General features: G+C 49.5%; 26 protein-coding genes. 18 read left to right on the forward strand and 8 right to left on the reverse strand.

The genetic code is table 11. The features are described from left to right. Window positions 1-5 precede the first annotated feature (5 nt). The gene (locus CWE22_RS11290) at window positions 6-1250 is read right to left on the reverse strand and encodes a malic enzyme-like NAD(P)-binding protein (RefSeq protein WP_169931595.1); all 1245 of its coding nucleotides are present in this window, start codon (window positions 1248-1250) and stop codon (window positions 6-8) included. A 194-nt stretch (window positions 1251-1444) separates the two neighbouring features. Next, complete coding sequence (gene rpmE / locus CWE22_RS11295; protein ID WP_169931596.1) at window positions 1445-1666, reverse strand: 50S ribosomal protein L31; 222 nt, start codon at window positions 1664-1666, stop codon at window positions 1445-1447. A gap of 205 nt (window positions 1667-1871) precedes the next feature. Between rpmE and priA the strand changes: the two genes are divergently transcribed. The 7 genes from priA (at window position 1872) to CWE22_RS11330 (ending at window position 10059) form a co-directional block, all read left to right on the forward strand. After that, window positions 1872-4064, forward strand: a complete 2193-nt coding sequence (priA, locus tag CWE22_RS11300) for a primosomal protein N' (protein WP_169931625.1) — start codon at window positions 1872-1874, stop codon at window positions 4062-4064. A 97-nt stretch (window positions 4065-4161) separates the two neighbouring features. After that, complete coding sequence (gene argS, locus CWE22_RS11305) at window positions 4162-5904, forward strand: arginine--tRNA ligase (protein WP_169931597.1); 1743 nt, start codon at window positions 4162-4164, stop codon at window positions 5902-5904. Window positions 5905-5920: 16 nt separating this feature from the next. After that, complete coding sequence (locus CWE22_RS11310) at window positions 5921-6499, forward strand: SPOR domain-containing protein (RefSeq protein ID WP_169931598.1); 579 nt, start codon at window positions 5921-5923, stop codon at window positions 6497-6499. A gap of 72 nt (window positions 6500-6571) precedes the next feature. Continuing rightward, the gene (gene hslV / locus CWE22_RS11315; protein ID WP_169931599.1) at window positions 6572-7108 is read left to right on the forward strand and encodes an ATP-dependent protease subunit HslV; all 537 of its coding nucleotides are present in this window, start codon (window positions 6572-6574) and stop codon (window positions 7106-7108) included. Beyond that, window positions 7101-8441, forward strand: a complete 1341-nt coding sequence (hslU, locus tag CWE22_RS11320) for an HslU--HslV peptidase ATPase subunit (RefSeq protein WP_169931600.1) — start codon at window positions 7101-7103, stop codon at window positions 8439-8441. The genes hslV and hslU overlap by 8 nt, the downstream gene beginning before the upstream one ends. An 84-nt stretch (window positions 8442-8525) precedes the next feature. Continuing rightward, complete coding sequence (gene rraA, locus CWE22_RS11325) at window positions 8526-9011, forward strand: ribonuclease E activity regulator RraA (protein ID WP_169931601.1); 486 nt, start codon at window positions 8526-8528, stop codon at window positions 9009-9011. A 4-nt stretch (window positions 9012-9015) separates the two neighbouring features. Beyond that, window positions 9016-10059 (forward strand): arginase family protein, encoded by a 1044-nt coding sequence (locus tag CWE22_RS11330; RefSeq protein ID WP_169931602.1) that lies wholly within the window; start codon window positions 9016-9018, stop codon window positions 10057-10059. On the opposite strand, the gene hutI is transcribed toward CWE22_RS11330, so the two are convergent. Then, the gene (gene hutI, locus CWE22_RS11335; protein WP_169931603.1) at window positions 10056-11252 is read right to left on the reverse strand and encodes an imidazolonepropionase; all 1197 of its coding nucleotides are present in this window, start codon (window positions 11250-11252) and stop codon (window positions 10056-10058) included. The genes CWE22_RS11330 and hutI overlap by 4 nt on opposite strands. A 136-nt stretch (window positions 11253-11388) precedes the next feature. On the opposite strand from hutI, the gene hutC reads away from it, so the two are divergent. From hutC to hutH, 3 genes are all read left to right on the forward strand, one after another. Next, on the forward strand, window positions 11389-12093 hold the full coding sequence (hutC, locus tag CWE22_RS11340; protein ID WP_169931604.1) for a histidine utilization repressor: 705 nt from the start codon (window positions 11389-11391) through the stop codon (window positions 12091-12093). Window positions 12094-12218: 125 nt separating this feature from the next. Beyond that, complete coding sequence (gene hutU, locus CWE22_RS11345) at window positions 12219-13892, forward strand: urocanate hydratase (RefSeq protein ID WP_169931605.1); 1674 nt, start codon at window positions 12219-12221, stop codon at window positions 13890-13892. A gap of 2 nt (window positions 13893-13894) precedes the next feature. Continuing rightward, window positions 13895-15409 (forward strand): histidine ammonia-lyase, encoded by a 1515-nt coding sequence (gene hutH, locus CWE22_RS11350; RefSeq protein ID WP_169931606.1) that lies wholly within the window; start codon window positions 13895-13897, stop codon window positions 15407-15409. 23 nt (window positions 15410-15432) lie between these two features. Here hutH and CWE22_RS11355 read toward each other — a convergent pair whose 3' ends face one another. The 4 genes from CWE22_RS11355 to CWE22_RS11370 are packed head-to-tail and all read right to left on the reverse strand — an operon-like array spanning window position 15433 to window position 17959. Then, entirely contained in the window at window positions 15433-15684 is a 252-nt protein-coding gene (locus CWE22_RS11355) for a TraR/DksA family transcriptional regulator (RefSeq protein ID WP_211618710.1), read from the reverse strand. A gap of 10 nt (window positions 15685-15694) precedes the next feature. After that, window positions 15695-16603 carry a bifunctional GNAT family N-acetyltransferase/hotdog fold thioesterase gene (locus tag CWE22_RS11360; protein ID WP_169931608.1) on the reverse strand — a complete coding sequence of 303 codons (909 nt, stop codon included), beginning with the start codon at window positions 16601-16603 and terminating at the stop codon, window positions 15695-15697. Between the two features lie 31 nt (window positions 16604-16634). Further along, entirely contained in the window at window positions 16635-17072 is a 438-nt protein-coding gene (gene dtd, locus CWE22_RS11365; protein ID WP_169931609.1) for a D-aminoacyl-tRNA deacylase, read from the reverse strand. Beyond that, on the reverse strand, window positions 17069-17959 hold the full coding sequence (locus CWE22_RS11370; protein WP_169931610.1) for a virulence factor BrkB family protein: 891 nt from the start codon (window positions 17957-17959) through the stop codon (window positions 17069-17071). The genes dtd and CWE22_RS11370 overlap by 4 nt, the downstream gene beginning before the upstream one ends. 215 nt (window positions 17960-18174) lie before the next feature. Between CWE22_RS11370 and CWE22_RS11375 the strand changes: the two genes are divergently transcribed. From CWE22_RS11375 to CWE22_RS11390, 4 genes are read left to right on the forward strand one after another with little or no spacing between them, the layout of a single operon-like run. Further along, window positions 18175-18873, forward strand: coding sequence for an SDR family NAD(P)-dependent oxidoreductase (locus CWE22_RS11375; RefSeq protein WP_169931611.1), 699 nt, complete (start codon window positions 18175-18177; stop codon window positions 18871-18873). A gap of 50 nt (window positions 18874-18923) precedes the next feature. Continuing rightward, window positions 18924-19145: a YqaE/Pmp3 family membrane protein gene (locus tag CWE22_RS11380; protein WP_169931612.1), complete on the forward strand. Its 222-nt coding sequence runs from the start codon at window positions 18924-18926 to the stop codon at window positions 19143-19145. Then, window positions 19142-19801 carry a DUF2959 domain-containing protein gene (locus CWE22_RS11385; protein WP_169931613.1) on the forward strand — a complete coding sequence of 220 codons (660 nt, stop codon included), beginning with the start codon at window positions 19142-19144 and terminating at the stop codon, window positions 19799-19801. Before CWE22_RS11380 ends, CWE22_RS11385 begins: the two co-directional genes overlap by 4 nt. Further along, window positions 19798-20310, forward strand: coding sequence for an NADPH-dependent FMN reductase (locus CWE22_RS11390; protein WP_169931614.1), 513 nt, complete (start codon window positions 19798-19800; stop codon window positions 20308-20310). The genes CWE22_RS11385 and CWE22_RS11390 overlap by 4 nt, the downstream gene beginning before the upstream one ends. 3 nt (window positions 20311-20313) lie before the next feature. Here CWE22_RS11390 and CWE22_RS11395 read toward each other — a convergent pair whose 3' ends face one another. After that, window positions 20314-20928, reverse strand: a complete 615-nt coding sequence (locus tag CWE22_RS11395; RefSeq protein ID WP_169931615.1) for a TetR family transcriptional regulator — start codon at window positions 20926-20928, stop codon at window positions 20314-20316. A gap of 222 nt (window positions 20929-21150) precedes the next feature. On the opposite strand from CWE22_RS11395, the gene CWE22_RS11400 reads away from it, so the two are divergent. The 4 genes from CWE22_RS11400 to CWE22_RS11415 form a co-directional block, all read left to right on the forward strand. Further along, window positions 21151-21456 (forward strand): DUF3081 family protein, encoded by a 306-nt coding sequence (locus CWE22_RS11400; RefSeq protein WP_244596069.1) that lies wholly within the window; start codon window positions 21151-21153, stop codon window positions 21454-21456. Next, window positions 21453-22109 carry a PAQR family membrane homeostasis protein TrhA gene (gene trhA, locus CWE22_RS11405; RefSeq protein WP_169931616.1) on the forward strand — a complete coding sequence of 219 codons (657 nt, stop codon included), beginning with the start codon at window positions 21453-21455 and terminating at the stop codon, window positions 22107-22109. Before CWE22_RS11400 ends, trhA begins: the two co-directional genes overlap by 4 nt. Further along, window positions 22110-23648, forward strand: a complete 1539-nt coding sequence (locus CWE22_RS11410; protein WP_169931617.1) for a sensor domain-containing diguanylate cyclase — start codon at window positions 22110-22112, stop codon at window positions 23646-23648. A 204-nt stretch (window positions 23649-23852) separates the two neighbouring features. After that, window positions 23853-26878, forward strand: a 3026-nt coding sequence (locus CWE22_RS11415) for a beta strand repeat-containing protein (protein WP_169931618.1), incomplete at its 3' end; no start/stop codon positions are given.

The following is a 26878-nucleotide window of genomic DNA, read 5'->3' on the forward strand; positions in this document are numbered from 1 at the left end:
CTGGGTTACTCAGCCATGTAATTCTTGGGTAAGTCGATACGCGAAGCGCCAGACGCTACCGCAGCTTCCGCCACAGCGCGAGATACGCGAGTTTTTAGACGTGGGTCGATAGGCTTCGGAATAATGTAATCTTTTCCAAATTCTAGCTGATCGATTCCAGCCGCTTTACGAACGGACTCAGGAACTGGCTCTTTGGCTAATTCGCGAATGGCGGTTACTGCGGCTATCTTCATTTCGTCATTAATCATGCGCGCACGAACATCCAGTGCACCGCGGAAGATGAATGGGAAACAAAGCACGTTATTCACCTGATTCGGATAATCAGAGCGACCGGTCGCAATAATTAAATCATCACGCGCCTTCATCGCGAGTTCAGGCTTAATTTCTGGATCTGGGTTCGAGCATGCAAAGACAATCGGATTTGGAGCCATGAGCTGCAGTGCTTCGACGCTCAGTAAATTAGGTCCGGATACACCAATAAAGACATCGGCTTCAGTAATCACTTCTTCTAACGTACGTTTGTCCGTATTGTTGGCAAACAATGCCTTATATTCATTTAAGTCTTCACGACGGGTATGGATAACGCCTTTTGAGTCCAACATATAGATGTGCTCACGTTGCGCGCCACATTTAATCAGCAGTTCCATACAAGCAATTGCTGCGGCCCCGGCTCCCAAACAGACAATTTGAGCCTTCTTGAGTTCTTTGCCTTGAATCTCTAGGGCATTTAATAACCCCGCGGCGGTGACAATCGCGGTGCCATGTTGGTCATCATGAAAAATCGGAACATCACAACGCTCAATCAGCGCCTGTTCAATCTCGAAACACTCCGGCGCCTTGATATCCTCGAGATTTACACCGCCAAAACTATCGGCGATGTTGGCAACCGTATTGATAAAGTCTTGGGTAGTGCGGTGGGTGACTTCAATATCAATCGAATCCAGGCCAGCAAAGCGTTTAAACAGTAACGCCTTACCTTCCATGACCGGTTTCGCCGCCATCGGTCCGAGATTGCCGAGTCCAAGAATAGCGGTACCATTTGAAATGACCGCGACCATATTGCCCTTAGCGGTGTATTTGTAGACATCCTCAGGGTTTTCAGCAATCGCTCGCACCGGCTCGGCTACGCCTGGGCTATAGGCCAAGGCCAAATCTTTACTGGTTTCGGCTGGCTTGGTCAGTTCGATACTGATTTTACCGGGCGTTGGAAGGGCGTGGTAGTCGAGGGCTTGTTGCCGAAAGTCAGTCATTCTTTGCAATCCTGATAGCGAGAATAAAATGTATGACTGCCATTGTAGAGGGTATTGAGTGAATAACAAATCTTACCTGATGCTCGAATATTGCTCAGTAGAAAATCCCATGTTCACTGGCATTGCTGCAATTAGGCAATAAAAAAAGGCGCCTTTTGGCGCCTTTCTTAAATATTCGGACATAACCATCTATTTTAAGATGATTTCTTACCGCCCAATACGCTGAAGCGTTTCTGGAATTTGTCGATACGACCACCAGTATCCATAATACGCTGCTTACCAGTGTAGAACGGGTGACACTCTGAACATACGTCCAAGTGCAAGTCGCCGCCTTTGGTAGAATTCGTTACAAACGTGTTACCGCATGAGCAGCTAACGTTAAGCTCTACATACTTAGGGTGAATACCATCTTTCATCTGGGAGACCTCAAGTTAGGCCGCATCGCCATCCGACCCGAAGTCGAACACCATGCGTGGTTTAGTTAAACGGCTCCGCTCATTCAGTGAGCAGATACCAACAATTAGGGCGCGGATTGTACGCCAACTCCGGCCAAGGATCAAGCGGATCAACAAGGTGTCAGCATACTTGCGTAAGGTCAGCGCGCACCGCACAATACGGCCTATGCCTACTCAATTGAACGCCTCCACCGTAGCCATTCGCGTTGCCCTGCCGGTACCGCTGTTTCGGCTCTACAGTTATGACTGCGATAGCCTGCCAGCTGTCGGGGCTCGCGTGCGGGTGCCGTTCGGAAATCGTCAGCTCATTGGCATTTGTATGGGAAAGGACGAAAGTCCTGATCCAACTATCAAGCGCAAGCCCATTAGCGCTGTGCTGGATGAGTCGAATTGTTGGACCGAGCCTCTGTGGCGTTTGCTGGTGTGGGCGGCAGATTATTATCAACATCCGCCAGGCGAAGTCTTGCAGCACGCATTGCCAGCTTTGTTACGCCAAGGTGATGCTGCGGGTTACCAAACCACCGTACACTATGAGGTGACCGATGAAGGTCGCACGGTTGAACTGGATAGTTTAAAGCGGGCTCCACAACAGCAACGCCTGCTTGCGGCACTGCGTCGGCAGTCGCTGCTGCGTCGTGACATCGTCAGCGAAGATTACTCTTTGAGTGCGCTAAAAGCACTGCAGGATAAAGACTTGGTTGCTGCCGTTGAGCACCAGCCGGACCTACAACAGTGGCAATTTTCCATCGATGCGGAGCCGCTGACTTTGAATCCAGAGCAGGCCATGGCAGTGGCAGCTATTGGCGCGGCAAAACAGGCACAAACTTATTTGATTGATGGCGTTACCGGTAGCGGCAAAACCGAGGTTTATTTGCAAGCGATGGCCGACGTTCTGCGCCGCGGACGGCAGGTATTGGTGTTGGTGCCAGAAATAGGACTTACTCCGCAGACGCTGCGCCGTTTTAAAAAGCGCTTTAACGTCCCGATCGTCATGCTGCACTCCGCGCTCACCGATAGAGAGCGATTGGACGCCTGGTTAGATGCCAAGCAGGGCCACGCGGCAATCGTGATCGGCACACGCTCAGCAATTTTTACGCCCTGTCAGCGCCTCGGCATGATTATTGTGGATGAAGAGCACGATAATTCGCTCAAGCAACAAGAGGGGTTTCGCTACCATGCGCGAGACCTTGCCGTATTGCGCGGTCATGAAGAACAAGTGCCAGTGTTGCTCGGTAGTGCGACGCCGTCACTGGAGTCACTGAATAATGCCATGCAAAAGCGCTATGCCTGGCTGCGGCTTACCAAACGCGCGGGTAACGCGAAAAAGGCACAACATGTGATTCTCGATATCAAATCGCTACCGCTGAAAGCAGGGTTGTCGCAGCCACTGATAAAGCTTATTCAAGCTGAGTTAGAACAACAGAATCAAGTATTGCTGTTTTTGAATCGGCGCGGCTATGCGCCAGCGCTGTTATGCCATGAGTGTGGCTGGCTGGCCACCTGCGAGCGCTGTGATGCGCCCTATACTTTGCATCAACATAACCGCCTGTTGCAGTGCCATCACTGTGGCTCTCAGCAACGCGTACAAACTCAGTGTCATGATTGCGGCTCAACACAGTTGGTCGGACGTGGGGTGGGTACTGAACAGCTAGAGTCGACCTTGGCCGAGCTGTTCCCCGAATATCCAGTTTTGCGTATCGACCGTGATACGACCCGACGTAAGGGCAGTTTGCAGCAACATTTAGAGGATGCTCGAGACAGCAAGTATCCATTGTTAGTCGGTACCCAAATGCTCGCGAAAGGGCATCATTTTCCGAATGTTACATTAGTGGCATTACTAGACGTAGATGGAGCCTTATTTAGTGCGGATTTCCGCGCAGCAGAACGACTGGGACAACTCTTTACCCAGGTAGCGGGGCGTTCTGGTCGCGCCAGTAAGCCAGGCGCGGTGGTCTTACAAACACACCATCCCGACCATGAACTGATTCAAGATTTAGTCAATAACGGTTACCATCATTTTGCCGCCTCAGCACTGACCGAACGAGAGCTGACGCAGCTTCCGCCGTATGGACAAATGGCGCTATTCCGCGCCGATGATACGCAAGCCGATGCAGCACTGGCAGCTTTGCAGGCGATTGCTCGACATTTTCCCGAGCGTGATGACGTTACCGTGTTAGGACCTTTGCCAGCCATCATGGAAAAACGCGCTGGCCGTTATCGTTACCAACTGATTGTTCAATGTCATCAACGTGCTCTGCGCACGCAGTTGCTTCGCCATGTGTTGCCACAACTGGAACAGTTGCCGGAATTACGCCGCGTACGATGGTCACTAGACGTCGATCCGCAAGACTTTACGTAGTAAACTAAGAACCCGCTGATGGCTACTCGATAATAGCTATTAGCAAGAGCTAGTAACCAGTAGCTATTAACGATTAGCGTATTTAAGGGTTTTATTGATGAAAGAGCAGTTGGAAGTTTTATTGGCTGATGCCGTTACCGCACTCAAGCAGCAGAACGTTGTGCCGAGTGAGCTTGAGCCTCGTATCCAACTCGACCGTCCGCGCGACAAGAGCCACGGTGACTTTGCGACCAATTTAGCACTGCTGCTGGCCAAGCCTGCCGGAATGAATCCGCGTGCGCTCGCTGAGGCTTTGCTGGGTGCATTGCCAGCGAACAGCTTGATTGCGAAAGCTGATATCGCCGGGCCAGGATTCATCAATTTCACCATCAGCCAAGATCAACTGTTACAGCAACTCGAACACGCCTATCAAGACGCAAAGGTTGGGGTACAGCCAGCTGAGCAAACCAAACGTTGTGTGGTCGACTATTCGTCACCAAACCTAGCGAAAGAAATGCATGTCGGTCACCTGCGCTCTGCCATTATCGGTGATGCGGTTGTGCGCACGCTAGAATTCATTGGCCATACCGTGATTCGGCAAAACCATGTTGGTGATTGGGGAACCCAATTCGGCATGTTGTTGGCTTACATGGAAGAGCTCGATGACAATGCTATGGAGCTCGAACTCAGTAACCTTGAGACCTTTTATAAAGCCGCCAAAAAACGTTTTGACGAGAGTCCAGAATTCGCTAATCGTGCTCGCGAGCTGGTGGTGTCGTTACAAGGTGGCGATGCCAAATGTCGCGCGCTCTGGCAGCAGTTTATTGATATCTCCTTAAGCCATTGTCAGGAAGTGTATGACCGCCTTGGTGTCAGTCTAACGCGTGACGATGTGATGGCGGAAAGCGCTTATAACGATGATTTAGCGCAAGTGGTCGAAGATCTAAAAGCACAGAACCTATTGGTCGAAGACCAAGGCGCAATGTGTGTGTTTTTAGATGAGTTTAAAAACAAAGATGGTGAGTCATTGCCGGTCATAGTGCAGAAGTCTGGCGGTGGCTATTTGTATGCCACGACCGACCTTGCCGCGGTTCGTTATCGCCAGAACAAGCTCCATGGCGATCACCTGATTTATTTTGTTGATCAGCGCCAAGGTCTGCATTTTCAGCAAATTTTTACGCTCGCGAAAAAAGCCGGATTTGCTCGTCAAGATTTACAGATGGATCACTACGGTTTTGGTACTGTGATGGGCAAAGATGGTCGACCCTATAAGAGTCGTGACGGCGGTGTGACCAAGCTCGCTGACTTATTAGATGAAGCCGAAAAGCGCGCACTTGAACTTCTGCAGAGCAAGAAATCGGATCTTACCGCCGAAGAACAAGCTCACATCGCCAGCGTCGTAGGTATCAGCTCGGTCAAATATGCTGACCTCTCAAAGAATCGTAACAGTGATTACATCTTTGACTGGGATACCATGCTGAGTTTCGAAGGAAACACAGCACCTTATCTGCTGTATGCGTACACCCGGGTAAATAGTATTTTCAGTAAGGCAGGCATTGAAGCGAATGCGGTGCAGGGTGACTTTGTACTCAATGATGAGAAGGAAGTGGAGTTAGCCAACACGCTGATCCGCTTTAATGAGGTGGTGCATAGCGTGGCTGATAAAGCGTTGCCACATTTTCTTTGTGGCTACCTATTTGAGCTAGCCGGAGCCTTCTCGAGCTTCTACGAAGCGTGCCCAATATTGAATCATGATGATGCTGCGGTGCGAGCCAGTCGCTTAAAGTTAGCCGCGTTGACCGCGAAGACGTTGCGCCAGGGTTTGGCGTTACTCGGTATTCAAACTCTCGAGAAGATGTAATGGAGTTGCTGTAGGAATGGATTACGCAAACCGCGGGCGTCCGCCACAGAAGAAAGGCAAAAAATCTGCGCCAAAAGGCCGTAAACCTGCTGGTAAGAAAGGTGGCAAACCCGTTCCGTGGGGAATGCTGATTATTGCCTGCGTTGTGGTGGCGGGTTTTGTTTGGTTCTTGGCTACTATTTCAGGTAAATCAGAGCAGCCTACAGTGACCACCGAGCAAGCTTTACCGGTACCGGCTGAACAGCCGCAAGCGCAGCCGGAATCGACGTTGCCAGACAAGCCAGATGAGCGCTGGCAGTACATCGAAGAACTTGAGAATCATGAAGTTCAAGTGGATGTGCCAGAGCGCGAAATTGGTCCGCCAAAACTCATGCAATGTGGTTCGTTCCGGCAGTTAGATGACGCAAATACTCTGAAAGCGCGCATTGCCATGGCAGGATTAGAGTCACAAGTCCGCGAAAGTAACGGCAGCAATGGTCGTTGGTACCGTGTGATCTTGGGTCCCTACGAAACCAAGCGCGATGCCGAACGTGACCGTCACAAACTGCAGCGCGTGCAGGTATTTAATTGCCAGATTTGGAACTGGAACCTCTAGTAATTCTGGGTCTCGCTTGAAAATCACAAATACGCCCACATAACTGCTGCATAGCAACATGAGGAAGTATTTGTGACTACAATCGTATCAGTCCGCCGCGGTGACAAGGTTGTCATTGGTGGTGATGGCCAAGTTTCTCTCGGTAATACCGTTATGAAAGGCAACGCCCGCAAGGTGCGTCGCCTTTACAATGATCAAGTGCTCGCCGGTTTTGCCGGTGGTACCGCTGACGCCTTTACCCTATTCGAACGCTTCGAAACCAAACTCGAGAAACATCAAGGCAACTTGATGCGCGCTGCGGTGGAGCTCGCCAAAGACTGGCGCACCGACCGCATGCTGCGGCGTTTAGAAGCACTCCTTGCCGTAGCCGATAAACACACGTCATTGATTATTACCGGGAACGGTGATGTGGTGCAGCCAGAGAACGATCTGATCGCCATCGGTTCGGGCGGTCCCTTCGCGCAAGCCGCAGCAACCGCGTTATTAGAAAATACCGACTTGAGTGCTCGTGACATTGTGCAAAAAGCATTAACGATTGCGGGTGATATTTGTGTGTTTACCAATAGCAATCAAACAATTGAAGAACAGGAGTCGGTAGTAAATGTCTGATATGACCCCACGTGAAATTGTTGATGAATTGAATCGTCACATTATTGGCCAAGATAATGCCAAGAAGGCTGTTGCAGTGGCACTCCGAAATCGCTGGCGCCGGATGCAGTTAAATGAGGAACTGCGTCACGAAGTCACACCGAAAAATATTCTGATGATCGGCCCAACCGGTGTCGGTAAAACAGAGATCGCACGGCGTTTAGCGAAATTAGCAAATGCCCCTTTCATCAAAATTGAGGCGACCAAGTTCACTGAAGTGGGCTATGTCGGTAAAGAAGTTGAGTCGATTATCCGTGACTTGATGGACACTGCAATGAAGCAGACCCGCGAGCAGATGATGCAGAAGGTTCGCTTCCGTGCTGAGGAAGCAGCTGAAGAGCGTATTTTGGATGCTTTGTTGCCACCGGCCAAGAAAACTGCCGGTTGGGCAGACGAGAAGCCAGAAGACCGCGAGCAGAGCAATACACGCCAAGTATTTCGGAAGAAGCTCCGCGAAGGTCAGCTCGACGACAAAGAAATTGAAATTGAATTGAGCGCATCACCGATGGGGGTCGAAATTATGGCCCCACCGGGAATGGAAGAAATGACATCGCAACTGCAGAGCATGTTCCAAAACATGGGTAGCGGTAAGTCAAAGCCGAAGAAGCTGAAGATCAAGGATGCATTCAAGCACTTGGTTGAAGAAGAAGCGGCGAAAATGCTGAATCCAGAAGATGTGAAAGAAAAGGCCCTGCAAAGTGTCGAGCAAAATGGCATCGTGTTCTTGGATGAGGTGGATAAAATTTGCAAGCGCGGTGATGTCAGTGGTCCGGATGTGTCGCGTGAAGGTGTACAGCGTGACTTACTGCCATTGGTCGAGGGGACAACGGTATCCACTAAGCATGGCATGGTGAAAACTGACCATATTTTGTTTATCGCCTCCGGTGCGTTTCAAATGTCCAAGCCTTCCGATCTGATTCCGGAGTTGCAAGGTCGACTGCCGATTCGCGTTGAACTGGATGCACTAACAAGCAATGACTTCGTTCGCATTCTGACCGAACCAAATGCCTCGTTGACCACGCAATACAAAGCGTTAATGGCAACCGAAGGTGTCACGGTTGAATTTACGAAGGACGGCATTCAACGCATTGCAGAAACCGCGTTCCATGTTAACGAAACCACAGAAAATATTGGTGCGCGTCGGTTGCATACGGTACTTGAGCGCCTGATGGAAGAGGTGTCGTTCAAAGCCAGTGATTTACAAGGTGAACGCATCGAAATTGATGGTGCTTATGTGGATAAACATCTAGGTAAGCTGGCGCAAGACGAAGACCTCAGCCGCTTTATTCTATAAGTCGAATCTGTTGTAGTCCTTTGCTGTCGTAGAACGCGGTTTGCGGTTATACTGTGAAGCGAATCTCACAGCAGGGGAACTGCAATGGAATACAACACGTCAGAACTTTGCGATTTATACCCAGACATGGTCGATGTCGTCGAACCCATGTTCATTCATTATGGTGGCCGGTCATCGTTCGGTGGTCAGCTCGTCACCATCAAATGTTTTGAAGATAAAGGTGTTATCGAAGAGGTGGTGCAGCAGAATGGTGCTGGCAAAGTGTTGTTGATTGATGGCGGTGGTTCATCGCGTCGCGCACTCATTGACATTGCCATTGCTGAGTTAGCATTTGATAACGAGTGGGAAGGCATCTTGTGTTACGGTGCAGTGCGTGATGTCGACGCATTAGAAGAAGTCGATTTCGGTATTATGGCTATGACGTCTATTCCTGTTGGCGCCATCAGCGAAGGTGTCGGCGAAGTTGATGTCCCCGTCAATTTTGCGGGTGTAACCTTCTTACCTGAAGATCATCTGTATGCTGATAGTACGGGAGTGATCTTGTCACCTGAACCGCTCGATATCGAATAAAGTTATGCAGCTTCGCGCGATTTCATTCGACGATTTTACGTCGCCGCGTGCAGGCGAAATCAAATGGGGGCAAGTACTGACGTGCTTGCCCTCGTCTTTATCTGCAAATACATATAATGATGTGCTTGAGCAAGCTTGGGCTGATGGCCATCGCACTGCTATCGTTGCCGTTCCCGAGAGTCTCGGTGCACGCGCGAACTTAGGTCGTGCTGGCGCTGAGACGAGCTTAACTGCTTGGTTACCCGCACTCGCCAATCTCCAAGTCAATGCAGCGAGTGACCCAGCATCACTATTGGTGGTGGGAGCCATTGAGTGCGATGATTTGCAGGCTCAATCTGAAATTTTGGACCTGAGCAATCCCAATCAATTAAATCAGCTTCGTGATCTTGTTGCAGAGCTTGATACACGCGTAATTGCCGTATTGCAGCCATTATTTACACTCGGTTTTGATGTTGTTCTCATTGGTGGCGGCCATAACAATGCCTACCCACTCTTGAAGTCACTGGCGAGCGCCTGTAAATCACCGGTCGGTGCGATGAATCTTGACCCGCATTCTGACTTTCGCAGCTGTGAAGGTCGCCATAGTGGCAACGGCTTTCGCTATGCCTACAGTGAAGGTTTCTTGCAGCATTACCATGTGGTTGGCTTGCATCCAGCAAGGAATAACGCAGACAGTCTCAGCGCTTTATCAGATGCCGGGTTTAATTATACGCATTTAGATATATTGCGTACGAAAGCATGGGATACCTTAACCGTCAGCTGGCAACAATGCGCAGCAGCTTGGCAAGTTCCGTTTGGAATTGAGGTCGACTTAGATGCCGTAACCGGCATGCCGGCCAGTGCAATGAATTACGCTGGGATCGATGCTGATCAAGTATTCTCGTACATCGCTGGGTTAGCGCAATTACCACAAGCACGTTATCTGCATCTCACAGAAGCAGCACCCTGTTTGCATCCAGCCGGTTTGGCAGCAGGAAACCGAATGGTCGGTCAAATCATCATCGAAGGCCTACTGGCTTATTTGAATGCCCGCGCCGCGCAAAGCTAGCGACGCTGACCTTGAATCCAACAGGCATGTAATGGATTGGTGCCAAACTGATAGGCCAACATGGCTGGATCCGTTACATCCCACAGGCATAAATCGGCACGCAGACCCGGCGCCAATTTACCCCGATCGGATAAACCCAGCGCTTGAGCTGCATGGCAGGTTACCCCGCGTAGACATTCTTCCGGAGTCATACGAAACAGCGTAGCAGCCATCTGCAACATCAATTGTAAACTCATAATGGGCGATGTACCTGGGTTGGCATCAGTTGCGACCGCAATCGGTACTTGGTACTGCCGCAGCAAATCTATGGGTGGTAATTTGGTCTCGCGCAGGAAGTAAAAGGCGCCGGGGAGCAAGACCGCAACCGTGCCACTCGCCGCCATCGCTCGCACACCGTCCTCATCCAAGTATTCTAAATGGTCGCACGATAAGGCTTGGTACCGCGCGGCTAGAGCACTGCCCTGTTGATTGGATAGCTGTTCAGCATGCAATTTTACGGGCTTTTGTGCTGCTTTGGCCGCTTCAAATACGCGCTTGGTTTGGGCTGGCGTAAAGCCGACCTTTTCACAAAATGCATCGACGGCATCGACTAAGCCTTCAGCGACTAATTTAGGAATGATGGTGTCGGTGACAACCTGAATATAGCCATCAGCATCGCCCGCAAATTCCGGCGGAATTGCGTGAGCAGCCAGCAAAGTAGTGACCACATCAATTGGGTACTGCTGTGATAATTGACGTGCTGCACGCAACTGCTTGCGTTCATGTTCCAACGAGAGTCCATAACCCGATTTAATTTCGATGGTTGTGACACCTTCACGAATCAAAGCTAAGAGTCGCGGAATGGTCTGTTGTACCAATTGTTCTTGTGTCGCAGCTCGGGTCGCTCTCACAGTTGACGCAATGCCGCCGCCTGCTGTGGCGATATCCGCATAGGCCACACCATGCAATCGCTGGGCAAACTCATTGGCGCGGTCGCCAGCCCAAACCAAATGCGTATGGCAGTCAATCAAACCCGGTGTCACCACACCGCCATGGCCATCAATGATCTCAGCGCTGGTTGGTGGCGCCTCAGCACGACCTCCCACAAACTGAATAACACCATCGGCAACGTCAATCACACCATCGTCGATGAGTCCGTACCCATCACCTAAACAGGTCGCTAGACGCACATTTTCAAGTCGGAATGCACTCACAAAAAAATCCTTTCACACAACTTGTATATACAATTAAGCTTCACTACACTTTAGCACAGCTTTTGGATGATGCTTAGCCCTGCGTGGCGCAAGATTGGCATCAAGAATCAGCAGACTGCTGACATGAGGATGGAACATGGCAAAGTTTTCTGCAATAAAACAGCATTTATATCGCAAAATTGCCTCAGGCGAGTGGCCCGAGCATCACCCCGTGAGTTCAGAGAACGCGCTCTCGCAGCAGTTTAGCGTAAGCCGCATGACAGCTCGTCGCGCTTTACAAGAACTAGCTGACGAAGGGCTCGTGATCCGTAGCAAGGGCTCTGGCACATATGTTGCGCCGATCAAATCGCAAACCAGCTTTATGGCGATTCGAAACATCGCCGACGAAGTACGCGAACGCGGTCATAAATATCATGCGGTGGTACATACTATGCGCCAGGAGCAAGCCACTGCCAATGTCGCCGAATTTTTGCAGTTGCCGGCAAATACACCCGTGTATCATTCGGTGATCACTCACTACGAAAATCATGACCCCGTGCAAGTCGAAGAGCGTTGGGTGAATCCAAAAATTGTGCCGAAATATACCAGCCAAGACTTCACCAAAGTCACGCCACATGAATACCTCAGCTCAGTAGCACCGCTTACCGAAGCAAGTCATCAAATTGAAGCGATTGCACCGGTGGAGCATGTGATGCATTGGCTCAAACTTGAGAAACCGGAGCCATGCTTGCGCATTCAGCGACGCACTTGGAGCGAGTCGGGAGTGGTGACGTACGCGCTGTTGACACACCCAGGCTCACGCTTCGTCCTCGGTGGACACTTAACATTCAAAAAAAACTAAAAACCTAAAAACCTAAAAGCGTGAAGAACGAATAGTTACTAGATATTAGTTACTAGAAAGAACCAGATCTTTGTTTTCTAGTAGCCAATTGCTATTAACAAATAGCCATTTTGTAAGGAGTTTCAATGTCATTTACTCGTCTCGATACCTCGCGAACTATTACTCCTCCGCGAGGCACCGAACTCACTACTTGCAACTGGCAGGTCGAAGCCGCCAAGCGCATGCTCATGAATAACCTCGATGCCGAGGTCGCTGAACATCCCCATGCCCTTGTGGTGTATGGCGGTATTGGCCGCGCTGCGCGCAGTTGGGAAGCGTATGACACCATTATTTCAGTATTAGAGCGGTTAAAGCCAAACGAAACCCTACTGGTTCAATCGGGCAAACCCGTAGGTGTGTTTCAAACGCATGAAGATGCGCCACGCGTACTAATTGCCAACTCCAATTTAGTGCCAGAATGGGCTACTTGGGAGCATTTCAATGAGCTCGATAAAAAGGGTCTCATGATGTACGGGCAGATGACTGCCGGATCGTGGATTTACATTGGCTCGCAAGGCATTGTCCAAGGCACCTATGAAACTTTTGTCGCGGTTGCGAAGCAGCATTTTAACGGCCAAGCAAAAGGGCGGTGGATCCTTACCGGAGGTCTCGGCGGTATGGGTGGCGCTCAGCCGCTTGCGGCCACTATGGCTGGCTATTGCATGCTGGCGGTAGAAGTCGATGAATCACGCATTGATTTCCGTTTGCGCACTCGCTACGTCGACCACAAAGCCACCTCACTAGATGAAGCATTGGACTTAATTCATGAAGCCATTGACCAAGGCCGCGCCATATCGGTTGGTTTACTGGGCAATGCAGCAGATGTATACGCGGAGTTAGTCGAGCGTAATATCACACCCGATGTCGTTACCGATCAAACCTCAGCACACGACCCACTGCATGGTTATGTGCCGAAAGGTTGGACCTTGCAACGCTATCAGCAGGAGCAAGGCGAGCATCCGGGTGAAACGGTGCAAGCTGCGAAAGAATCCATGGCGACGCAAGTGCGTGCCATGTTAGCGCTGCAGCAGCGCGGTGCAGCAACATTGGATTATGGCAACAACATTCGCCAAATGGCGAAAGATGTTGGCGTTGAGAATGCCTTCGATTTCCCAGGTTTTGTTCCTGCTTACATTCGGCCACTGTTTTGCCAAGGTATCGGGCCGTTCCGATGGGTCGCGCTGTCTGGTGACCCTGAGGATATTTATAAAACCGATGCCAAGGTTAAAGAACTCATTCCAGACGATCCACATCTACACAACTGGTTAGATATGGCGCGGGAGCGCATCAGCTTTCAGGGGCTACCGGCACGTATTTGCTGGATAGGTTTAAAAGATCGTGCTCGCATCGCTCAGGCATTCAACGACATGGTTGCTAGCGGCGAACTCAAGGCGCCCATTGTGATTGGTCGCGACCATCTCGACTCTGGTTCTGTCGCAAGTCCGAACCGTGAAACCGAGAGCATGTTGGACGGTTCCGATGCAGTATCTGATTGGCCCTTGTTGAATGCGTTACTGAATACTGCTGGCGGTGCCACTTGGGTGAGCCTTCATCATGGTGGTGGTGTCGGGATGGGTTACTCTCAGCATTCCGGGGTAGTGATAGTCGCCGATGGTACGCCTGCGGCTGCAGCTCGCTTGGGTCGGGTATTATGGAATGATCCGGGTACCGGCGTTATGCGTCATGCCGATGCGGGCTACGACATTGCCAAGCGCTGCGCGCACGAACAAGGATTGGATTTGCCGATGGTGGAGAAATAAGCATGTCTACAGTATTTGAATTGCAACCAGGCCAATTAAGCTTGGCCGACATCCAAAGCTGGTGGCAGCAACCACAGCAATTGAAGCTTGCGGACTCTGCCTATAAAGCCATTGAAGCATCCGCCGCGACGGTATCTGCGGTCTTGGCGAAGGGTAAAGTGGTATACGGCATCAATACGGGTTTCGGGTTACTCGCGAATACTCGAATTCCCCCAGAAAAGCTGGCTGATTTGCAGCGTCGCATAGTGCTATCGCATGCGGCAGGTACGCAAGAGTTCATGGTGGATGATGTAGTTCGCTTAATGTTGTTGTTGAAAATCAATTCATTGAGCAGGGGTTTTTCTGGCGTGCGCCCGGTCGTGATTGAGGCGCTGCAAGCCCTGTTAAATCACCAAGTGTACCCATGCGTCCCCAGTAAGGGTTCGGTAGGAGCTTCGGGCGATTTAGCCCCATTAGCACACCTAGTGCTGCCATTATTGGGTGAAGGCCAAGTGCGTTATCAAGGGAAGATCCTCAGCGGTGCCGAGGGTATGAAAATAGCCGGTATGGAAACCATCGCTTTGGGACCCAAAGAAGGCTTAGCGTTGTTGAATGGTACACAAGCATCTACAGCGCTGGCATTGCATGGCTACTTTCAGATCCAACGCGCATTTGACGCTGCTTTGGTGGTTGGTGCGATGTCCGTCGAGGCGGCAATGGGCTCGCGCTCACCATTTGATGAGCGTATTCATGCGGTACGTGGGCAACCCGGTCAAATGGAAGTCGCAAAGCAATTCCGCAAACTACTGGGCGCTACTTCAGAAGTTGCAAAGGCACATGAGAACTGTGAAAAAGTGCAAGACCCCTACTCGTTGCGTTGCCAGCCGCAGGTGATGGGAGCAGTGTATGATCAGTTGGTTCACGCTCGCGCCATACTCGAGCGTGAGGCTAACGGTGTCACTGATAACCCGTTAGTGTTTGCCGACTCTGGAGACATTCTCTCCGGCGGTAACTTCCATGCCGAGCCAGTGGCTATGGCGGCAGATATTCTTGCCATCGCGGCCAGTGAAATCGGAGCTCTATCCGAACGTCGTAGTGCGCTCCTGATCGACCACCATTTGAGTAACTTACCGCCGTTTTTGGTGACCGATGGTGGGGTCAATTCTGGCTTTATGTTGGCGCAAGTCACAGCAGCTGCATTGGCATCGGAAAACAAGTCTTTGGCTCATCCTGCTTCGGTCGACAGTATCCCGACTTCAGCAAACCAAGAAGACCATGTCTCGATGGCGACATTTGCGGCACGCCGACTGACTGATATTGCCCGCAATGTGGTTGATATTATCGCAATAGAATGGCTTGAGGCTGCACAGGGTCTGGAGTTCCGACGTCCATTAAAGGCGGCTGAGGCTATCGAATCCGCACACGCATGCTTGCGTCATAAAGTCGCGTTTTATGATCAAGACAGGTATTTTGCGCCTGACATTCAGGCCGCTGCTGAGTTGATAGCAGCGGGCGAATTAAGCCAACTGCTCGCTTGAAATCGGTATGAACGAGGGCGCGTTTAAGCGTCCTCGTCCTCTTCATCTTTGAGGGCTTGGCAGTCGACGCAAAGCGCGACATCAGGCCTGGCCGCAAGACGTGCCGCTGAAATTTCGTCGCCGCATTCAATACAATAACCATATTCACCGCTTCGCATACGCTGCAGGGCTGCAGTTGCGCTGTCGGCATGCTTGGTGCCAGGTTGGTCAGCAACAATCGCTTCTAATTTGCCCCGAATGCGCAACAACTGCTGTGCGGTTAATGATTCACTCATGCTTGCATCCTTATGCTTCTTTTTTATTGGCAATGACAACGAACTGCCCCGAGAACTCTGCAACTGGTCTATCACCATCAAAAATCTGGGTCTTTAGCGTGACTCGAGCATTGCGGCCCTCGGTAAGTGCTGATAAATCACCAATCATATCCACTACATGTGCCACAGCAATCGGTTCACGAGTGACGGGCTTATGATAATGAATGGCTCCATCAGCGAGCACAATAGCCCCGTGCAGTTGTCGTTCGCGCAATTGTAAATGCAGCAACCCCCAACACGTCAAGGTCGCGAGCGAATAAATACTGCCAGCAAACATGGTTCCATGCACATTAATGTTGCGTGACAGCATGGCTTGAGTGGTAAATGCGCGACCGGTGTACTGCTGAATACGAATTCCCATAGTTTCTGAAATGGGAATATCCTCGTGCCAAGTATCCTGCAATTCCTTGCACCAATCAGGCCGATAGGTAATCCGGTTCTGTTCCGTTAGGGTTTTGCGTAACTGATGTTCGGCGCTCGGGTTCTTGAGCGTATCGGCCTCTTCCACTAACTCATAACCGCATTTGATGTAAAAGCCGAGAGTATTATCACGGGAATTGATAATGACGTGTGTGGCGCCCTCATCACGCGCAACCTTCTCTAATTCATACACAATGGCAACACCATGTCCGCCGCCACGATGCTCGGGTGCTGACGCCATAAACCGAATTTGACCTTCGTCAGGCGAATTAAAATGTAAGCGGCCAATAGCTATTGCCGCACCACTGTCATCGACAATCATACGATGAATACCGACTTGATCGTATTCATCTTGCTCGGAGCCACGCGGACGTTGAAAAGGCTTACGTAAAACTCGCCAGCGTAAATCGTAGTAGCGTTCAAATTCTGCTGGTGTTGTCGGTGTTATGACTGAGTACATCAATGTCATCCGTGGGTTATTGAGTGGCGCATTAAACCGTTAATAAAAAGGTCATCGGGCCATCATTGGTTAAGCTTACTTGCATGGCACCCCCGAACTGTCCGGTCGCAATAGTCAATGAACTACTCCGCAATTGATCGACAAAAAAGTCGTATAAAGCTTGGGCTTGAGCGGGTGGCGCGGCCGTTGAGAAGCTGGGGCGGCGACCACTGTTCGTATCGGCCGCTAAAGTGAACTGAGAGACTACCAAGATTTCTCCTTGAATGTCACTCACACTCAAATTCGTTTTATCATCGCTATCCGCAAACATGCGATAGCCCAGTACTCGTTGTGCCAATTTCTTTGCCTGAGCCTCGGTGTCATTGAGTTCTACACCTAAAAACACTAATAGTCCGTGCTGAATTTCACCAACAGTTTGGTCTTCAACGGTTACTTTGGCATGGGTGACACGTTGCAATAAAGCTTTCATGCATTCTCTTCGGCTGGAGTTTCTGTTTTTTTATCGGATTCTTGTAACTCATCAATATACTCTTCGAGTGACGCCGTGAACTCTGCACCAATCAAGACAATATTCCACGATACAAAAATCCACAGCAGCAGAATGGGAATGGCTGCCAGCGCACCATAAATCGCCTCGTAGGATGGAAATGCTGTGATATAAGCAGCAAACCCTTTCTTCGCCAGTTCAAATAAGATGGCCGCGAATAGTGCGCCCCAAATGGCATGACGCACTTTAACGAGACGGTTTGGCATCATCACGTACAGCAGTAAAAAGGCGATCACTGACGTAATGATGGGCACTGTGCTCAATAGTATCTCGCGAAAACCACTGACATAATCCTCGGCAAAAGCGGTCAATGAGATCAAATAGGACGATACCGCCATACCAATGCCCATCAATATCGGTCCTAGCGTGAGGATCATCCAATACACGGCGAGAGCCACCGTCAATCGTCTCCGCTTATGATTACGCCAGATACGATTCATGGTCGCTTCAATAGTCGAGATCAAATTCACCGCTACAATCACGACAAAAATAATCCCGATGGTCGTCATGTTGGAGACATTGGTTACAAAAGTATTCAGATATTCGGTAATAACTTCACCGGATGTCGGCAACAAATTCGCAAACAGAAATTCCTGCAGCTGTACACGAATGTCCTCAAACATGGGGAACGCGGCAAAAATGGAGAACATAACGACCATGAGCGGCACCAGTGCCAGCAAACTGACAAAGGTCAAATGCCCAGCAATGACCGAAACTTTGTCCTCAGAGCAACGCTTCCCAAAATGACGCAAGAACCCCCATGCAAGACGCATGTAGTCGAGCCAACGGGCAGAACGAGTGCTGGTCATGAGCGCTCCAGTAAAAGAATAAACGGAATCTATAATCCCAAACACCGAAGCAAACGTAAACAAGTAATCAAAAACCGTTATTGGTTACTCGTTATTGGTTATTCGAAAAAGCGCAAAATGCTGACGAAGGTTGATACTCGGATGTGGCAACGCGCATTGCCGGTTGTTCGAGAAGCAAGTAACCAATAACTAAAAGCGAATTTTTTGGGGGTGGTATGTACTTAATCTTTGGTGCCAGCGGTGGCCTTGGTTTAGCACTGGCGCAACACGCTAGCGCCCGTGGTGATACTGTTGTTGCCGTAAGTCGGTCGGGTCGGCCTGAAGCATTCACCGGCGAATGGATCCAAGTGCAAGGTTATGAACCCGAGCACATGCAGCCCGTCCTGCAGGCTATCGAAGGTCAAACGCTAACGGGTGTCATTAGCGCACTGGGAATATTGCATACCAATAACTTTATGCCCGAAAAGCGGATTGAAGACTTGAGTGCAGAAGCGTTGGAGCAAACTTACTACGTCAACGCAGTGTTGCCGATGCTGCTATTACAGGCACTCAAGTCAAAGTTGCCGACCAATTCGCCCTGTGTGTGGGTTCAGCTTAGTGCAAAAGTGGGCAGTATAACCGATAACTACCTCGGTGGTTGGTACAGTTATAGAGCGAGCAAAGCTGCTCTAAATATGCTGCTGAAGACCGCGGCTATCGAATTGAAGCGTACTCACAAGCAGCTAACTATTGCAGCTATTCATCCAGGCACGACCGACACCGAGCTATCTAAGCCTTTTCAGCGGCGACTTCCGGCGGACAAACTCTACACACCAGAGTTATCGGCTGAGCGTATTTGGCAGGTCATCGAAAACCTCGAACCGGAGCAAAGCGGGCAACTCTTTCATTGGGATGGTAAGCAACTGCCATACTGATGAATTGGCGGATAAAATAGCGTAAGGTAAGAAAAAACGAAGGAGCCGTTATGCGTTACTTACTTGCGATATTTTTGCCACCGCTCGCCATTTTAACGACGGGTCGTATATTCCATGCCATTTTGAGCACAGTGCTATGCGCTGTTGTGATCACACTGACGCTGGTGTCGGTATTCGGTCTTGCGTGGCTATGGTTAGTTTGCATTATGCACGCGGCTTTTGTGATTGACGGCTACCACAAGCGCAACAAGCAAGTTGGAGGCGATGCATGAAAACTTGGGCACAAACATTGTCGATAAGTGTGATGGTCCTCGCGCTGGGTGCATGTTCGAGTGCCTACTATGGCGCAATGGAAAAAGTTGGAATCCACAAGCGTGATATTTTGGTCGACCGCGTTGATGACGCACGTGATTCCCAAGCCGATGCGCAGCAAGAATTTAAATCTGCGCTCGAGCGCCTCAATGAATTGTTGCAGTTCGATGGCGGTGAATTAGAAGCAACATACAGCGCGTTGAATGATGATTATGAGAGCAGCAAAGCCGCTGCGGAGCGCGTTTATGAGCGTATTGATGCAATTGATGATGTTGCTCAAGATCTCTTTGATGAATGGCAAGACGAGCTTGATGAATATAGCAATGAAGCGATGCGTAGAGAAAGTGAGCGATCACTTCGTGAGACCCAGCGGCGCTACAATAGCTTATTGTCGAGTATGGAACGTGCCGCCGATACCATGCCACCGGTGCTCGAAAAACTCCAAGACAACGTACTCTACTTAAAGCATAACCTGAATGCGGCAGCAATAGACGCTATTCGGGGCGAATATCGCACATTGCAAAGCGATATCAGCAGTTTGATCGAGGAAATGGAACAAGCCATCAATGAATCAGATGCCTTTATTGAGGCAATGCAGGAGGGTCGTACCGAATGAGTATATTGATTTTAGCAGGAAGTAGTCGTAAAGAGTCGCTCAACAAGAAGTTACAGCAGCGCATTGCTGAGAGAGCCAAGGCTCTTGATGTTGCCTGTCACGTTTACCCAGCCGAAGAACTCGATGCGCCAATGTATCAAGGTGACTATGAGGCTGAACATGGTGTTCCTGCAAGCATCCAAAAACTGGTTACAGCCATTCGTGACTGTTCGAAAGTGGTCATTGTTACACCGGAGTACAATAGCTCAGTGCCACCTTTGTTAAAAAATGCGATTGATTGGAGTTCACGGGTAGACCAGCAGCCGTGGAAAGGTAAGACGGTGTTACTTGCGGGTGCTTCCCCAGGTCGGTTAGGCGCTATGCGTGCAATGGATCATTTACGTGCGGTCGTGATGAACTTGCAAGCTTGGGTAGCACCTATGTTCGCCAGTTGCCCGAACGCGAATGACGAAACCATTCAGAAAATGGATGATGATTTCCTGAAAAACTTCTTACAGCAAGGTGACTAGTTGTTAGTCGGCTAAGCTGGCGCAATATCGGTCAAGTGATGTTTTGGCGACTTGTTCGAGATTGAAATAATCTCGATCAAGGAGCCAGTTATACATCAACCCATCAATTAAGCTAAACATGCCAATCACTGTTTCACGCGGCTTTACGTTCCGCGACACTTGGCCTTTCTCAATCGCATGCTCAATTAGCTTTTCGCACTCATCAATACAGGCATTACGCCCGTGCAGGTGACGCTGATGGATGGGTAACACATCGTCAATATATTCGCATTTGTGAAAGAGAATATTGATTAACGCCTGTGTATGTTGATCGTCCTGTACTTGCTTCACAATGTTTAGACAACGATGCTTGAGTTGGCCCAACGGGTCATCGGGAATTGCTTTTGCCAATTCCTCAAACATTTCATCGACCGGCAGTTTGACACGGTCCATGAGCGAATCAATAAGGTCGAGTTTGTTGTCAAAGTGATGATAGATGGCACCACGGGTGACGCCTGCAGCCTCGGCTACTTGCATCATTGACGTTGTTGCAACACCGCGTTCGCTAAACAAGCGTTCGGCTGCATCCAACAAGTCATGGCGGGTGCTCAGTGCATCTTCTTTCGTTCGACGAACCACGATTAAACCTCTTTATTCAGAACTAGCCGAATTATACAGCAACTTAATCAAACATGCATGTATGTATGTATATGTGATTTTAACCTGTCAACAGAGTAAAGACACCTCCCTTGTTTTATCGGTTGATTGACCGCAGATCCAAAGAATCAGCCGACAAATCAACGTAACTCATGAAAGTGGGCTAAACTCTTCTGGTGGGCGTATCGAATGAATGGAAACAGTATGCCCACTCATTATGGAGGTATGACCATGCGTAACGACATCGACCAGCGTCTCGTTTTAGACGCGTTTGAACAGATTCATGAACACGGTAAATCAGAGCAAGGTAAGCACACTTTAGATGGTATTACCGGCTATACCGATCACGATGGGTATACGGTCTTTCTTGAGGGACATAACGTCAAAATGACACTCGAGTTTCACAATAAATATCGTCTGGATTATAACTCCGAGCGTGACTTTGATTTGTTTATGCGTAAGCTGGAACAAATCAGCAAGGATTACCATAAACCAGGTCGTGGTGAATGACACAGCATAAGCCGTATAGTATTGCCGAAGAGATCGCTCATGCACTGACGCATGGTATAGGTGCTATCGCCAGTATCGTTGGGCTGGTGTTTATGGTCGCTTGGGCTTTGCAATACGGTGATGCCTGGCATGTAGTGAGTGCATCCATTTATGGCGCAAGTCTAATTCTTCTCTACACCGCTTCGACTCTTTATCATTCCTTTCCTTGGCCGCGCGTGAAAGCGATTTTCCAGAAAATGGACCATGCGGCAATTTACTTTCTGATTGCCGGCACCTATACCCCATTTGCCTTAATCAATTTACGCGGCGCCTGGGGATGGACGCTCTTGGGCGTGGTGTGGAGTATTGCAATAATTGGTGTGGTACTCGAAATTTCAATGCGCCAACGAAAGAAATGGCTGTCGCTATCACTCTACTTGGGATTGGGGTGGATGGCGGTAGTAGCCATCAAGCCGATGCTCGACAATGTCGAATCAGGCGGTCTTTGGTTGTTGTTAGCTGGTGGACTTGCGTATAGCTTTGGCGTGATTTTTTACGTGTGGAAGTCGCTGCGCTTCCATCATGCAATTTGGCACTTATTTGTGTTGGCGGGTAGCATCCTGCATTTCTTCTCCATTTTTTACTATGTGCTACCGCGCCCGGACCTCATCTAAATGTTGGTGCCAGTAAATTTAAAGATACGCTGGTTTCTGATCTATGCCCTTTTTGGGTTAGCGCTCTCGGTCATTCTCACCTCTATTGTCACTCAGGCAGCTACCAAACAAATTGAAGAGCAAGTTGGATCGTCGTTGGGGGATGTAGCATTTCAACTCGCTGACAAACTAGAGCGCGGCATGTTCGAGCGCTATCGAGACATGCAGGTATCCGCGCAATTGATGCGCTCGGTGACCACCGGTGAAGATAGGCTCGAGCGCTTCCGTCGACTCCTCGATACATTACAACAAAGCTTCCCTGCCTACGCTTGGATCGGTCTTACTGATGCCGATGGTAAGGTGTTGGCGAGCACTCAAGGCTTGCTTGAGGGTGCAGATGTCAGCCAGCGGCCTTGGTTTATAGAAGCACAAGAAGATTACTTTATTGGCGACGTACATGGGGCTTTATTGCTTGAACAGAAGTTAAACCCTAATGGTGACCAACCCTTACGTTTTGTAGATGTAGCAGTCCCCATCGTGTCAACAGAAGGTGAGTTCATTGGCGTACTCGGCGCTCATCTTAACTGGGACTGGGCGACCGAACTGCAAATCTCAATGCAGCGCAGTTTACAGCTCCACGAAGCAGCAGAGATCCTGATTGTCAGTTCCGAAAACTCGATTATCTTGGGGCCTGCCAATTTGCTCGAGCAGATCAATCCTATTCAGTTGTCCTCAACCATGTTGAGTGATGGTCATGGTGTTATGGCTTGGTCGGATGGTAATGAGTATCTGATGGGTTATGCAGTTGCTAAGGATTATCGTGATTACCGTGGCCCGCAATGGCAAGTTATGGTGCGGCAACCCTTAGATATCGCTTATCAGCCCATACGAGAGCTGCGGATCCAAGCCGCATGGATTGGTGGCGCTGTGGTATTGGTCTTTGCTGTGATTGGCTGGATGACTGCGGAAAAAATATCGCGACCTTTAGCGAACATTAATCAGCAATTGGAGCGTGAAGTTCAATCGCGTACCGCACAGCTCACCCAATCGAATCAACGCTTAGAGCAACTCGCAACTACTGATGCATTAACCGGACTCGGGAATCGCCGTGCCTTCTTTGCGGCTTCCAGTGATATGTGTGAACGGTCAAAACGTCTAGACACACCGCTTGCTGTAGTGATTTTAGATCTCGATCATTTTAAACGGGTCAATGACACTTACGGCCATGGAGTCGGTGATGAAGTACTTGAAGCCGTTGGCGAACTCCTGCGGGCGACAGTTCGACAGATCGATATTGCAGCTCGCACCGGCGGCGAAGAATTCAGCTTGCTCCTTGAAAACACCGATATTAAAGGAGCCGAGCAACTTTGTGATCGCATTCGCAAGCGCATGGAGCAACTTCAGTTCAATAGTGATAAAGAGTTATTCACCGTTACGATGAGCATTGGTGCTACCCTCTGGCAACCCGATGAATCGTTCGACACCACCCTTGAACGCGCCGACAAAGCTCTGTATCAGGCGAAAGAGTCTGGTCGTAATCGCGTCGTTACCCTAGGGTAACAAAATAAAAACATGTACTACTGATAAACGTAGTTAAACTTTAAATTATCCCAACCCCTTATTTGTATTTTTCCGAAATTGATGAATAATCAAGGCAATCCTTTACGCAATAATTACAATATCAAGTTCATTTTCGAGCCAAATTACACCATCACCATGTAGTAATCACGTATCAGGCTGACGAAGTGAATAAGGAAATTTACGATGCGTGTATTTGCCTCTGGTGTCCCTACTCTCTTTACCATTGTCTCTCTTTTTAGCTTACTTTCGGCCTCTGCCTTCGCCGGCAGCAGTTACGTCACAGCGACCAACCCACTCATTACCGCTGGGGCTGAAATAGCTGACAACGGCAGCATCGATCCAATTCCGATTGATTACAATAATGATGGGGCGATCGATTTTATTGCGTACAACACCGCAGCATCGAACTATACGCGTTTATTCACGAATAACGGCTCAGGCAGCTACACGGCTTCAACCATTCCTTTCGTTATTAATTTTGCTTCACGAGTTTTTGTTAATGACGTCGATAATGATGGCGATGATGATATCACTGAGATTATTTCAGGAGGTGTTCGCTATCATCGCAATAATGGTAACGGTACTTTTACCGAAGTCACGCATCCTGTTGTCGCGGCCGGTGGTGTATTAGAATTTAATAACGCAATCGACACTTTTACTATTGATGCAAATAATGATGGTGCCATTGATTGGGTTACCTTTAACGAGGGGAACAACACCTACAGTACCCTCTATCTGAATAGTGGCAATGGTTCCTACTCGGCTACGACGCTCGGTATAAGTGGCTTAACTACGTTATCTCGTCTCCGTGTCGGCGACGTCAATAATGATGGTGCCGATGATGTCACCTTCGTGAATTCAACGACAGGAGCGGTCAGCTACTTTCAGAATAATGGTAGCGGTACCTTTACCTCATTGACTCACCCAGTGGCAGCGGCTGGCGCGACGCTTGCGTTTAATGGCGGTTCTGGATTTGCGGTAGATTTTGTCCAGCAAGACTATGATGCAGATGGTGATCTCGACTTCTTCGTCTATGGAACCACATCTTACGATGTTGTTTATTTGAATAATGGTAGCGGAAGCTTTACGCAAAGTACGGCTAATTTTGGATTACCCAGTTTTAGCGGGCATTTGTTTGCTGATCTCGATAATGATGGCGACGACGACGTTATTCTCTCAACTGGAGGTGCTAACAGCACCTACCGCCGTCATGATGGCACGGTCGGAGGGACAAACAACCGTCCTCCTCGACTCAGTTCAAGTTCTCCTGCGGATGGCAGTTCAGGTTTAACGCCGAGCGCGAATATCACATTAACCTTTGACGAGACTATTTCGTCAGTAGGTAGTAAGCGCATCAATATATATCGTCAATCCAACGACAGCTTGGTGGAATCTATCGCGGCCAATAACAGTAGCCGGGTGTCAACTTCAGGGGCGACGGTCACAGTCAACCCAACCTCTGATCTACTCGCGAGTACAGGCTATTACGTTCAAGTGGAAGCGGGCGCGTTGTTTGATGCAGATGGCATGACCTATCAAGGCATCGACGATAAAACCACCTTGAATTTTACTACCGGAACAGCCGGTGTTGCGCTGAGCACCAACCCAACCCTCACATTTACGAATAATACCCCTTCATCACCTGGTATTTTTACAGATGGCTCAGGTGGTTCGGTTGATATCACCGGTGTTCAGTTTGAAATAGCTGATTACGCTGATAATAATCTAAACCGATTAACAAGTGCGGAGTGGGTTGATAATAGCTTTTTAGCGTCAAATGACCCTAACTTTAGCGCATTAACGTTCCCAGGAACTGGCGATGCAGGAACCAATGGTTTCGGTATTGCAACGGCAGATGGGAGTGAGTTTACACTTACAAGTTTCGTGTATTACAACTGGGGTGAGACATTTTCGTTCGGAAATACTGCGTTTGGCTATCGTGATGGAGTACAAGTCGCGACTCACCCGTTTAATGGTTTTGACGCCAACTATGACCCTATTACGGTTACACTCCCATCAACATTTAACAATGTCGATCGCGTCGTTGTTACCATCACCTCGAGCGGCTATCAATCTCAACCGTTGACGAATCATAGTTACAATAGCTTCGTTGTAGGTCCTCCAGTAGCGAATACGGCACCGACGGTCTCCAATCCAATTGCTGACAACTTCTCCGTGGGTGAAGATTCAGGGAACTCGACGTTTACGCTCGCCAATCGATTCACGGATGCTGAGACTGATGCGTCTAGCCTGATTTATAGTGTCGAGGCCAACAACAACACAGCGTTGGTCGGTGCGTCGATCGACAATAGCACGGATGTGTTGACGTTAAGTTATGCTGCGAATGCATCGGGCTCTGCCACGATTACGATTCGCGCCACCGATGCAGGTGGTCTATTCGTTGAAGATACCTTTACAGTTACCGTTCTGTCGGTAAATGATGCGCCAACAGATATTGCTCTGAGCAATGCTTCGGTAAACCAGTCTGGCGGTGCCAATGCGGTGGTGGGTACGTTGAGTACCACTGACATCGACCATGCAAACCACACATACACGTTAGTCAGTGGCACTGGTAGTGCCGACAATGCGTCCTTTGCTATCAGTGGAACTTCGTTGGTTGCAAACAATGCAGCGGCGCTTAGTGCTGGAACCTATTCGATTCGAGTGCGTACAACTGACACAGGTAGTCTCACTTATGAAGAAGCATTCACCATTACCGTGGTGGATGACGTGGCACCGAGTTTTATTAGCGGCACGCCAAACATGACCAATATCGGGCAATCTACAGCAACACTGAACATTATTGGTGATGAGCTGAGTCGCTTTTACTTTGTTGTCTTGCCAGACGGTGCGACTGCGCCAACGGCCACACAAGTCTTTAATTTGCAGGATGCGTCAGGTTCGCCGGTAGCAATCAATGGCCAGCAGTCCGTTACCCCAAACTTGAATAGTACGTTCCCGATTTCAGGCCTCAGCTTGGGAACTGCTTACGACTTATATGTTGCCGCATTTGACTTTGCCGAACCACGCAACTACCAGAGCGCACCGACTCTTGTTGAATTTACTACGAGCGCTGCGGATGCGGATGGCAATCTGACCGCCGGTCCAAGCTACAACACGTCGCTGGCTTCAACTGTTGATACGGTTGGTGAAGCGGTCGACATTTTCAGCTTTAACTTAAGCGATGGTGGCACGGCGGATGGCCTTGC

Origin of the sequence: Pseudidiomarina aestuarii (assembly GCF_003987355.1) — a bacterium.
Taxonomy (GTDB): Bacteria; Pseudomonadota; Gammaproteobacteria; order Enterobacterales; family Alteromonadaceae; genus Pseudidiomarina; species Pseudidiomarina aestuarii.